At 68.7% G+C, this 11,029-nt stretch carries 11 protein-coding genes and 1 pseudogene; 3 read left to right on the top strand and 9 right to left on the bottom strand.

Features of this window, described 5'->3' with window-relative positions; genetic code table 11:
- Positions 1-208 precede the first annotated feature (208 nt).
- The 3 genes and pseudogenes from AB0M48_RS16725 to AB0M48_RS16715 all read right to left on the bottom strand — a co-directional run.
- Positions 209-694 (bottom strand): annotated as a pseudogene (locus AB0M48_RS16725) (GAF domain-containing protein); the annotation flags it as partial.
- Between the two features lie 34 nt (positions 695-728).
- Positions 729-1,433: a GAF and ANTAR domain-containing protein gene (locus AB0M48_RS16720; RefSeq protein ID WP_363842087.1), complete on the bottom strand. Its 705-nt coding sequence runs from the start codon at positions 1,431-1,433 to the stop codon at positions 729-731.
- Positions 1,434-1,516: 83 nt separating this feature from the next.
- Entirely contained in the window at positions 1,517-2,353 is an 837-nt protein-coding gene (locus AB0M48_RS16715) for a GAF and ANTAR domain-containing protein (RefSeq protein WP_363842084.1), read from the bottom strand.
- Positions 2,354-2,637: 284 nt separating this feature from the next.
- Here AB0M48_RS16715 and AB0M48_RS16710 point away from each other — a divergent pair, with 284 nt between their 5' ends.
- Positions 2,638-3,000, top strand: a complete 363-nt coding sequence (locus AB0M48_RS16710; protein ID WP_363842081.1) for an STAS domain-containing protein — start codon at positions 2,638-2,640, stop codon at positions 2,998-3,000.
- An 86-nt stretch (positions 3,001-3,086) separates the two neighbouring features.
- Here the strand turns inward: AB0M48_RS16710 and AB0M48_RS16705 are convergent, their stop codons facing one another.
- The 6 genes from AB0M48_RS16705 to AB0M48_RS16680 all read right to left on the bottom strand — a co-directional run bounded on the left by AB0M48_RS16705 (position 3,087) and on the right by AB0M48_RS16680 (position 9,427).
- Positions 3,087-3,320: a hypothetical protein gene (locus AB0M48_RS16705; RefSeq protein WP_363842078.1), complete on the bottom strand. Its 234-nt coding sequence runs from the start codon at positions 3,318-3,320 to the stop codon at positions 3,087-3,089.
- Between the two features lie 125 nt (positions 3,321-3,445).
- Positions 3,446-4,951 (bottom strand): hypothetical protein, encoded by a 1,506-nt coding sequence (locus AB0M48_RS16700; RefSeq protein ID WP_363842075.1) that lies wholly within the window; start codon positions 4,949-4,951, stop codon positions 3,446-3,448.
- A 59-nt stretch (positions 4,952-5,010) separates the two neighbouring features.
- Positions 5,011-5,751, bottom strand: a complete 741-nt coding sequence (locus AB0M48_RS16695; protein ID WP_363842072.1) for a hypothetical protein — start codon at positions 5,749-5,751, stop codon at positions 5,011-5,013.
- 551 nt (positions 5,752-6,302) lie between these two features.
- Positions 6,303-6,953, bottom strand: coding sequence for a fasciclin domain-containing protein (locus tag AB0M48_RS16690; protein WP_363842069.1), 651 nt, complete (start codon positions 6,951-6,953; stop codon positions 6,303-6,305).
- Between the two features lie 142 nt (positions 6,954-7,095).
- Complete coding sequence (locus tag AB0M48_RS16685; RefSeq protein ID WP_363842066.1) at positions 7,096-8,643, bottom strand: molybdopterin-dependent oxidoreductase; 1,548 nt, start codon at positions 8,641-8,643, stop codon at positions 7,096-7,098.
- A gap of 133 nt (positions 8,644-8,776) precedes the next feature.
- Positions 8,777-9,427 (bottom strand): fasciclin domain-containing protein, encoded by a 651-nt coding sequence (locus tag AB0M48_RS16680; RefSeq protein WP_363842063.1) that lies wholly within the window; start codon positions 9,425-9,427, stop codon positions 8,777-8,779.
- A 243-nt stretch (positions 9,428-9,670) separates the two neighbouring features.
- On the opposite strand from AB0M48_RS16680, the gene AB0M48_RS16675 reads away from it, so the two are divergent.
- Entirely contained in the window at positions 9,671-10,270 is a 600-nt protein-coding gene (locus AB0M48_RS16675) for a sigma-70 family RNA polymerase sigma factor (RefSeq protein WP_363842060.1), read from the top strand.
- Positions 10,267-10,989: an anti-sigma factor gene (locus tag AB0M48_RS16670; RefSeq protein ID WP_363842056.1), complete on the top strand. Its 723-nt coding sequence runs from the start codon at positions 10,267-10,269 to the stop codon at positions 10,987-10,989. The genes AB0M48_RS16675 and AB0M48_RS16670 overlap by 4 nt, the downstream gene beginning before the upstream one ends.
- Positions 10,990-11,029 lie beyond the last annotated feature (40 nt).

Raw genomic sequence — 11,029 nt, 5'->3', positions numbered from 1 at the left:
GGCCGCGGGCCTCGTCCGTGGTGGTGTCGAGGGTGCCGGCGGCCATGCCGATGGCGTGGGCGAGCATCACGCGGTCGTTGAGCGTGGTCAGGGTCTGCTCGGCGAGCCGGTGGGTGCGCGTGGGGTCGTCGTCCTGTGACAGGCCCAGCACGGCCAGGTCGGCGAGCACCTGCCCGAGCCGTTGCTGCCAGGCCTCCCACGGGGTGACCGCCGCGTAGAACACGTTCAGGCCGCCGATGGCGTCGCCGGCCAGGCGCATCGGCACGGCGTGCACCGCGCGGAACCCGGCGTCGAGAGCGGCCGGGATGAACGCCGGCCACCGGCCGGAGCCGTCTTCCAGGTCCGGGCAGTCGATCAGCGCGTTCTCGCGCACGCAGTCCACGCACGGGCCTTCGTCGATCTGGCTCTGCAGCAGCTCCAGGAACCGCGCCTGCTCGTCAGAGGCCGACACCACGCTCAGCCCGCCGCGCGGATCGGCGAGCATCACCCCGATCGCGGACGCCGACAGCAGGTTCTCGCACGCGGCGGTGACCAGGCGCAGAACCGACTCGGCGTCGTGACGGCCGACCAGGCTCGCCGTGAGCTCGCTCAGCGTGACGGCGATCTGTTCCTGGACAAGGGGCACTTCCGCAGCATACGACCCGCCATGGTCCGGAGCTCGCGGCACAGCCGGCGCCGGGGCCGCAACGTCCATTTCGGACAGACGCGCGCCCGTGCCGGCGTGCGGGTCAGTCGGTCAGCCGGTCGAGAGGAAGACGCCGGGCCAGCACGTCCCCGGCCACGTCCACGACCGACCTGCCCGCCGCGAAGGCGTGCGCCCGCAACCGCAGGAACGCGTCCTCCAGACTGATCCGCAGCAGGACGGCCAGCATGCCGGTCGCCATGTTGACGTCCTGGTACGACGTCTCCAGCCAGATCCGTTCCTCGCTCGCCATCTGCTCGTTGTGCAGGAGCAGCTTGTGCGAGATCAGGTCGGCGAGCAACGCCGCCTCGAAGACGAACTCCGCGGACAGCACGCCGGGCCGGCGGCGGTACAGCCCGAGCGTGCCGAGCAGCATCGCGCCGATCTGCAGGGGGAAGAAGAACGCGGCCGCGAGTTCGGCGCTCCGGGCGGTCGCGGCGAACACGGGCCACCGCACCTCGTCGAAGCTGAGGTCGGGAACCAGCACCGGGCCGTGCGCCGCGACCGCCGCGAAGCCCGGCCCCTCACCCACGGTGTACTGCGCCTCCTCGATGCCCGCCGCCCAGGGATCGCTGGCACCGACAAGCTCCTGAGCCTGGGAGTCGCTGTAGAAGACCAGTGCGGCGCCATCGACGTCCGGCAGCACGCGCACGCACACGGCGCTGAGGGCATGCCCCAGTTCCGCACGCCCTGACGTCGTCCTGCACTCGAGCACCTGCTCTATGAGCCGGTCCCGGCGTTGCCCGTCCAACAGCTGTCCTCTGGCCGACGGTCACACGTCAGGTTCCAGCCTACGAACCCCTCACCCTCCGCGCACTTCACCGCGTCGGCGGGTCAGGGCAGATCGAGCTCGTCGTGACGGCTGGCGACGATCTCGGCGAGCTCGACGAGCTTCACGTTGAGGTGCTGCGAGGAGCGGCGCAGCAGGTCGAACGCCTCGTCTGCGGTGAGCCCGCGGCGCGCCATGAGAACGCCCTTGGCCTGGCCGATGACGTCACGCGAGTCGATCGCGCGGCGCAGCTGCTCGGCCTGCAGGGTGGCGATGTCGACGGCCTCGGTGTGTGCCAGCGCGAGGGACGCGTGCGTGGCCAGCAGCAACGCGATCGCCTGGTCCGTCTCGTCGAGGCCGTGCGGCCGGCGCGAGTAGATGTTCAGGGCACCGGACAGCCGGGGCGACTGGATCTCGGGCAGCAGTGCCGTGGACAACACCGCGCCCAAGCCGCGTTCGGCGGCCGCCGGGCCGAACCGGGGCCAGGACGACGTGGTGGCCAGGTCGGGCGCGGCGGCGACGGCGGGGCCGGCCGGGTCCGCGACGTCGAGGCAGGGACCTTCCACCAGGTCGTACTGCAGCTGGTCGAGCTCGATCGCGACCTGGTCGGTCTCCACCGGTGTGTGGAACTTCCCGTCCCGTGACCGCAGGGTGACGCTGACCAGGTCCGCACCGGGCACGACCCGCGACGTGGCCTGGACGATCTGCTGCAGCACCTCCCCGGCCGTGGTGGCGTCGAGCAGCGAGTAGGTCAGGGTCGCGAACTGCTGGGCCAGCGGCCCGAGCGGCGCTCCGTGATCGCGCGTGGGCGCCCGGCCGGACGCGAGCGCCTCCTCGGCATCGGCCGTGAACCTGGCCCGGTCGACGTTCCAGTCCTGGGCACTGGGCGGCATGTGCGGCACCTCGGATCGTCTCCTTCCCGTCCGGCGGACACCGATGACGGCGACGGGGTTGACCAGGTGCTGCGTTCTGAACCCCTGGCCCACGGTAGGCGATCCCGGCGTGGACCGCTCGTGGTCGATGTGACGCTGCTGCCGCCTCGACTGCGCCAGATGCCGCACCACTGTTCTCTTCGCGTTGTGAACTGTGGTTCCAAGGCCTACCGTGGAGGAGAAGTCACGTATTTCGCCTGTCGAGTTCAACCAGAAGCTCGGTGCACGTCCCACCAACGCAGAGTGGAGTCACCGTGTTGAAGCAAGGACTTGACCCCGGCACGCCCAGTTGCTCTGTGCGCGGCTCGTGGCAGGACGGCGTCCCGATCGTCGCCGTCGCAGGCGAGGTGGACATCTTCACCGCACCACTGCTGCGCGCGGAGTTCTCCACCCAGCTGTCCCAGTCGCCCGGCGTGCTGGTCGTGGACCTGCGTGAGGTGACCTTCTTCGACTCCTCCGGCATCCGCGCCCTGCTGGCCGCCCACCGGCTCGCGGCGGATCTCCGCGTGGTGGCGGACAGGGCCGCGGTGCTCAGAACTCTTCACTTCTCCGGCATGGACACGGTGTTCCGCGTGCACCCGACGCTCGGCGAGGCGCTGGCGGGGCTGCGCCGGTAACCGGTCGTCCACACCGGACTCGACGCTCGCCCGGCCCTGAGCGTCCGGCCGGAGGTCCAGGGCCAGGCGGCGATCCATCCGGTGCGCTACTTGCCGAGTCGCTGTGCGAGCAGTGCCTTGCCCTGCTCGGCGCCCTTGCGGCTTTCGCCCTGCGCGCGGCGGAAGAACTCCGCCAGTTCCGAGTCGCCCGCGCTCTCCGCGTCCTGGGCGTAGGTCTCCAGCCGCAGAGCGTTGCTCAGGCAGGCCTCCACGAACCAGATGATGTTGTAGTCCTTGTCCTTCGTCCCCGTCACGGTCTGGGCGTCGGCGTTGATCGACACGGTTCCTCCTCGTCCGATATCGCGTTTCCCCCACTCGACTACCCCGCTGGCGGAGGAAGACACATCGCCGGAAAGCGAAGAGCGGGACCGGCAGATGCCGGCCCCGCTCTGTGATCACCTGGTGGTCACGCCTCCACGGAGTGCTTCCCGTGGGTCCAGGACGTGGCGTCGCCGCCGTCGCCCGCGGGACCGGAGTGGCCACCGACCGTGGTGCTGTGGTTGGAGGCGTCGCCGGTCGGACCGGTGGCGCCGGCGTCACCGGAGTTGCCCGAGGTGACCTCGGTCCAGGACTTGGTGCCGTGGTTCTTCCAGCCGTGCTTCCAGCCGTTGTGGTGCTTCCAGCCGTGGCAGTTGTCGCCGCGGTGGTTCTTGTTCTCGGTCTTCACCACTGCCTCGTTGCCGCCAGTGGCGCCGGAGTTCCCGGAGTCGCCCGAGTTGCCGGTCGTGGCGTTGTTCGAGCTGGTGGCGTTGCCGCCGTCGCCCGAGTTGCCGCCCTTGCCCGCGCTGGAGCCGGACTTGCCGTGGTTGCTCCACTTGCCGTGGTTCCAGGACTTGCCCTGCTCGGTCACTGCCCAGGCACCGCCGCCGTTACCGGCCGGGCCGGAGTTGCCGCCCTTGGTGACGCTGTGGTTGCCCGCGTCACCGGTCGCGCCGGTGGCACCCGTGTGGCCGGAGTCGCCCGACGTCACCGTGGTCCAGGACCTGGTGCTGTTCCAGGACCAGCCGTGGCCGCGCTCGGAACCGGTCGTGCGGACGGCGGCCTTGTTGCCGCCGGTGTCACCCGAGTTCCCGGAGTCGCCCGAGTTGCCGGTCGTGGCGTTGTTCGAACTGGTGGCGTTGCCACCGTCGCCCGAGTTGCCGCCCTTGCCCGCGGTGGAGCCGGACTTGCCGTGGTTGCTCCACTTGCCGTGGTTCATGACCGCCGCGTCGCCGCCGTCACCGGCGGGACTGGAGTTCCCACCCACGGTGTTGCTGTGGTTGGAAGCGTCACCGGTCGCACCCGTGGCACCGGTATTACCCGAGTCCCCCGAGCTGACATTCGTGTGGCACTCAGCCAGCACGCAGATGCCGTAAGCGCTGTTGCCACCGGTGTCACCCGAGTTGCCGGAGTCACCGGAGTTGCCCGACCGCGCGGTGTTCGAGCTCTTGGCGTCGCCGCCGTCGCCCGAGTTGCCACCCTTGCCCGCGGTCGCACCGGCGTTCTGCGCCCGGCCGGCCGCGGTGGCGTCGCCACCGTTGCCGGCGGAACCGGAGTTACCACCCACGGTGTTGCTGTGGTTGGAAGCGTCACCGGTCGCACCCGTGGCACCGGTATTACCCGAGTCCCCCGAGCTGACATTCGTGTGGCACTCAGCCAGCACGCAGATGCCGTAAGCGCTGTTGCCACCGGTGGCGCCGGAGTTCCCGGAATTGCCCGAGTTGCCGGACGTGGCGTTGTTCGAGCTGGTGGCGTTGCCGCCATCGCCCGAATCACCGCCGTTGCCACCGTTGACGACCGAGTTCACGACGTCCCCGACGCCGCCGAGGAGACCGTTGCCTCCGGTGTCGGCGCTCGCCATCGCCGTTCCGAACAGGAGGAATCCTCCGGAGAACGCTGCGGCCAGCAGACCGCGTCGCACAGAGTTGTGCATTGTCGAACCTTCCCGTCAATCAAGCTTGGTGATCTGGTCGGCTTGGTCGGCAGGACTGCTCAACTGGGATGATTTCGGCCGTAGTAGTAGCACCACGACCCGTGGACCTGATGGTCCTGGCTCGCGACGAGCGACTCGCTGTGCGGGCGAACTCCCGATTCCGCTGGGAGGTCCGACACGGCCGTGCTCGCCGATCCGCTCGACGACGCCGTTCCTGTCGTGCCGGGTAAGGCGGACGGCACTTCAGGCGACTGCTTCCGGGGCGCCTCGATCGGTGGCGCCACGTCAGGTGCGTACATCTGTTGCTGCCGCGGTGATGTTGCCACCGCGACTCGGTCGGGCAGCGCCGCAGTGTTGATCTCCGGCACCACGGCCGGTGCGAGCGGCACTTCGGCCACGGTCGGCGCGGTGACCGGCGGCGGTACGTCAGCCTGATCAGATGGCTGCGTCACCAGCGGTTCCACGATCCGCAGCACCACCGGCACGTCCTGCACCGTGCGCGCCACAGGGGCGAGCAACGGCGCCGTCACGGGTTGGAGTGGCTCCAACACCGGACTCAAGGTCTGCACGACGGTGTCCACGGTCGGTGCCAGCAACGGGTCTGTCACCTCGGTGACGGTGCGCGTGACCGGCGCGAGTGCGTCGGTCACGGGGGCGACGAGAGTGGTGACCCCGTCCAGCAGGCCGGGCGAGTCACCCTCGTCGGCACTGGCCACTCCGGCGGACAGCAGCCCGAACCCGATCAGGAAACCGGCCACACCTAGCGTCCGCCGCAGTGCTGTGGGGCATGTCGACTTCATGTAATCACCCCCTTTCGATGAATCAGCGCCTGTACATCGGTGTATTCGACACCCCACGGACACCGGTTCACTCGAAAGTGGAAGCAATTTCGTTCACGCAGCTCAAAGCAGCGAATTAATTCGAAACACGAATTCTCGATTACTTTGCGACACAGAATTGCGCACATCACGTCGACGCACAGTGATCAACATCGCGGATCAGATGGCGGGCCGCGTCCCTGTGCGCCCGGTCCTGAAGGCGGACGCACAGGGACGTGCGTGGCGCCGTCCCGAGCCGGCTGAACCGCATCTGGCGGATCCTCGCGCTCTACATCCGTGCGGCGCGGTGGTTCCGGATCGGCCGCATGGCCCGATCCACCTGATGGAGTGACTGCCGGCCGCGGACACCGTGGTCGTGGTGGTCATCCGCGAACCGGAGAACCACCCGCTGTTCGTGTCCTCCTGCGCGACGTCCGTCCACATCAGACTCACCGACGAGGAGACATGAAAAACTCCGGGAACCGCGCGTACAGCGCGGTTCCCGGAGTCGCGGTACTGCTTTCCTGGAGATGTCAGGCGGGCAGCAGCACCGAGTCGATGAGGTACACGGTGGCGTTGGCGGTCTTCACGCCACCACAGATCACGTTGGCGTCGTTGACCTTGATCGCGTTGCCCGAACCGGAGACCTTGACGGTGCCGGTCTGGACGGACTTCTGGTCACCGGCGATCTTGTCCGGGGAGATCTGGCCCGGAACGACGTGGTACGTCAGGATCTTGGTCAGCAGCGCGTCGTCGGTCTTGAGCTTCTCGATCGTCGCGGCGTCGATCTTCGCGAACGCCGAGTCGACCGGCGCGAACACGGTGAACTCAGCGCCGTTGAGCGTCGAGACCAGGTTGACCTTCGGGTTCAGCTTGCCCGACACCGCGCTCACCAGGGTCGTGAGCAACGGGTTGTTGCTGGCGGCGACGGCGACCGGGTCAGCGGCCATGCCGCTCACGGAACCGGAACCGGACGGGACCTGCTTGGCGTAGTCGGCACAGCCGGGACCAACGAGGTCCTTGGCCGGGTCGGCCATCGCGGCCGAGGACTGGGTGGTCGTGGTGGGCGCGGCGCTGGAAGTGTTGCCGCTGCTGGCCATGTCACCCGAGCCGCACGCCGCGCCGAACAGGGCGAGCGAGACGGCGCCGACGGCCAGGACGGTGTTGCGGACGGTCATGTTCATGACGAGACATCTCCAAGAGTGTTCGGTCAGTTGCTAATCGCCATTCGCCACCACTGGGCGAACGGATGGGTCTGGTTATCGACCCGTTACCAGAACTCGTACCGGCGCTGCTGTCCGATGTGGACTGTCGCGCTGAGCACGCCTACCCCGCCACCGAGGTGAACACCATCGAGTGCCAGCCGGACGCGCCGTCCGGGATCGGAGCGGCACGCTCGTTGGTCTGGGTGTAACCCTTCCGGTCGGTGGCACGGCATTCCACGGTGTGGTTGCCCTCCTTCAGGTCCAGCTCGATGCGCCACATCCGCCACGTGTCGACGTTGACCTCCCGGCTCAGCGTTGCTTCCTGCCAGGGCCCTCCGTCGACCCGGACCTCGACGCGGTCGACGCCGGTGTGCTGGGCCCAGGCGATGCCCGCCGCGACGAACCGGCCCGCCGGCACCCTCTCGAAGGACTTCGGCCGGTCGATCCTGGACATCGTCTTGACCGGTGCCTTCTTGGCCCACTTGCGCTGCGCCCAGTACGGGTCGAACGCGTCGAAGGTGGTGAGCTCCATGTCCACCAGCCACTTCGTCGCCGAGACGTAGCCGTAGAGGCCAGGCACGACCATGCGGACCGGGAAGCCGCGTTCCAGCGGCAGCGGCTCGCCGTTCATCCCCAGCGCCAGCATCGCGTTCGAGCCCGGCGCCATGATGGAGTCGACCGGGGTGCCGCACGTCCAGCCGTCCACGCTGCGCGTCGCGAGCTGGTCGGAGCCGGAACGCACACCGGCCTCCCGCAACAGGTCCGCCAGGTCGACGCCGATGAAGTTCGACGTGGAGATGTACGGCCCACCGACCTCGTTGGACACGCACACCAGCGTGATCGTCTTCTCCACCAGCGGACGCCGCAGCAGGTCGTCGTAGGTGAGCAGCATTTCGTTGTCCACCATGCCGTGCACCCGCAGGCGCCAGTCCTCGGCGCGCAGCCGGGGCACGGTGAGCGCGGTGTCGACGCGGTAGAACTTCTCGTTCGGCGTCAGAAACGACGGCGTGCCCTCACGCGCGAAGTCAGCGTCGAACGGGATCTCCGGCGCCTTCTTCCCGGGCCGCAACGTGATGCCACGCCGCGACGCCTCGATGTCCACCCGACCGGCGAGCCACTGCCCGCCTGCCGCCGCGACACCCGCTACCGCGGCGATCGCCGCTGTCGACAGAAGGAACTTCCGCCTGCCCGGAGCCTCGGCCGGGGTCTCGGCCGGGGTCTCGGCCGGGGTCTCGGCCGGGGTCTGGGCGCGGCCCTGGGACCACAGCCAGCGGAACGCCGCCACACCGGCCACAAGACTGGCCAGCGGAGCGATCACGCCCCACGTGGTCGTCGTCGGCCGGGCCAGCACCGCGACGATGCCGACAAGACCGAGCACCGCGGCGAGAGCCGTGCCGGGCCACGGACTGCGGCGCGACAGCAGTCCCGCCACCACGCCCAGGCCCGCGAGCACGACCGCCATGCCGCCGAGCAGCACCAGCTTGTCGTTCTCACCGAACGTGCGGATCGCGAAGTCCTTGACCGGATGAGGCGTCAGGTCGATCGCGGTGTTGCCGACGGCGAGGAACGGCGAGGCCAGTGGACTCACCAGCCCCGCGACGAGATGTCCTACCGCCAACGCCACGGCCACCGACACCAGGCCGATGAGGACGGATCGTGTTGCCTTCACATCTGTTGTTCGGAACAGACGGCTGAGTGGATTGGCTCACGCGCAAAGTTTCTGAACAATCCACAATAGACCGAAGCACGGCATTGGGCACTCACGTCCGAGACGTGAGTGCCCAGTTGCCGTGCGAGTGAGGTCAGGCAGGCATCAGAACCGAGTCGATGAGGTAGACGGTGGCGTTGGCGGTCTTCACGCCACCACAGATCACGTTGGCGTCGTTGACCTTGATCGCGTTGCCCGAACCGGAGACCTTCACGGTGCCGGTCTGCACGGACTTCTGGTCACCGGCGATCTTGTCCGGGGAGATCTGGCCCGGAACGACGTGGTACGTCAGGATCTTGGTCAGCAGCGCGTCGTCGGTCTTGAGCTTCTCGATCGTCGCGGCGTCGATCTTCGCGAACGCCGAGTCGACCGGCGCGAACACGGTGAACTCAGCGCCGTTGAGCGTCGAGACCAGGTTGACCTTCGGGTTCAGCTTGCCCGACACCGCGCTGACGAGCGTGGTGAGCAGCGGGTTGTTGCTGGCGGCGACGGCGACCGGGTCAGCGGCCATGCCGCTCACGGAACCGGAACCGGACGGGACCTGCTTGGCGTAGTCGGCACAACCCGGACCGACGAGGTCCTTGGCCGGGTCGGCCATCGCAGCCGAGGACTGGGTGGTCGTGGTGGGCGCGGCACTGGAAGTGTTACCGCTGCTGGCCATGTCACCCGAGCCGCACGCCGCGCCGAACAGGGCGAGCGAGACGGCGCCGACGGCCAGGACGGTGTTGCGGACGGTCATGTTCATGACGAGACATCTCCAAAGGGTGATCGAGCAGTTGCTGCTCGTGATTCGCCGCCCCTCGGGAAGCGGATGGGTCTGGTTATGAATCCGTTACCAACCGAAGAGTCCGCAACGGACTGACGAGCGGTTTTCCAAGGCGGTTGGAAGACCATCGGCCGCGCCTGGGTGTGATGACGCATTCCGAACCGATCCAAAGGCGGCCCTGCTGCGAACAACAGAGGACAACAGCCGAGGAGAGGACCAGGGATGCCAGAGCGTGAGCGGGCGTTGCAAAGCCTGCAGAGCACCCCTCGTGACGTCGGCCCGACCGCCGACGACCTGCTCGCGCTGGTCGCACGAGGTGACGAGGCGGCGTTCGAGCGGCTCTACGACGTCGTGTCCGGCTCGGTGTTCGGGCTGATCAGGCGCGTCGTGCGGGATCAGGCTCAGTCGGAGGAGGTGTTCCAGGAGGTGATGCTCGAAGTGTGGCGGACCGCGACCAGGTTCGACCCCGACCGGGGCAGCGCCACCACCTGGATCCTCACGCTGACGCACCGCCGGGCCGTCGACCGCGTCCGGTCCGCCCAGGCCGCCACGCACCGCGAGGACCGCGCGGCCCGCCTCGACCCGGCCAGGCCGTTCGACGAGGTGAGCGAGCAGGTCGACGTCCGGCTGGAGCAACGTCAGGTGCGGCGCTGCCTGAGCTTCCTGACCGAACTGCAGCGCGAGTCCGTGCTGCTCGCCTACTACCAGGGCTATTCGTATCCGGAGGTCTCGAGCCTGCTGGGCATCCCGCTCGGCACGGTCAAGACCCGCATGCGCGACGGCCTGATCCGACTGCGGGACTGCATGGGGGTGACCGGATGAGGACCACATCCGCTGATCTGCACACGCTCACCGGCGCCTACGCCGTGAACGCGTTGTCGGACATCGAACGAGCGGCCTTCGAGGCGCATCTGACGCACTGCGAGAGCTGCGCGGTCGAGGTCACCGAACTCGCGGCCACGGCAGCACGGCTGGGTGGCGCGGTGGAGTACTCGCCACCTCCTCAGCTCCGTGCCCGCGTGCTCGCGGCGGCGGCCGAGACCCGCCAGCTGTCCCCCCACACGGCACGCGTGCCGGACCCGCGCCGCAAGCGCTGGGCGGGAGGGCTGCTCGCGGCCGCCTGCCTCGTCGCCGCGGTGTTCGTGACGGTGCAGTACTCGCAGTCCGACCAGGAACGGCAGCTGGCGCAGCTCTCCAGCGAGTACACCCGTTTCTCCGACTTCCTGTCGACGCCGGACGCGAAGCTGATCAACGGCAAGGCGCCCAACGGCGCCACCGGTACCGCCGTGGTGTCGGTCAGCCGCGATGAGGCGCTGTTCCTCGCCAAGGACCTGCCGCAGGCACCCGACGGCCACACCTACCAGCTCTGGCTGATCGGCGCCGACGGTGACCCGCACTCGGCCGGGCTGCTCGACTCGCGGTCGTCACCGGTCGTCGTCAGCGGGCTGACCGGAGCGCAGGAGGTCGCCCTGACCGTGGAGCCGTCGGGAGGTTCGCCGACACCGACCACACCCGTGGTGATGGCGATGCCGCTCGCGTGATCCAGGGCGGAAATTGCCCTCGATCCGTGCCGGCATCCGC

It is taken from the genome of Lentzea sp. NPDC051208, from assembly GCF_040682435.1.
In the GTDB taxonomy this organism is placed as follows: Bacteria; Actinomycetota; Actinomycetes; order Mycobacteriales; family Pseudonocardiaceae; genus Lentzea; species Lentzea kristufekii.
Note: the sequence above shows the minus strand (reverse complement) of the source record. Positions and strands in the feature narration are given on the sequence as shown.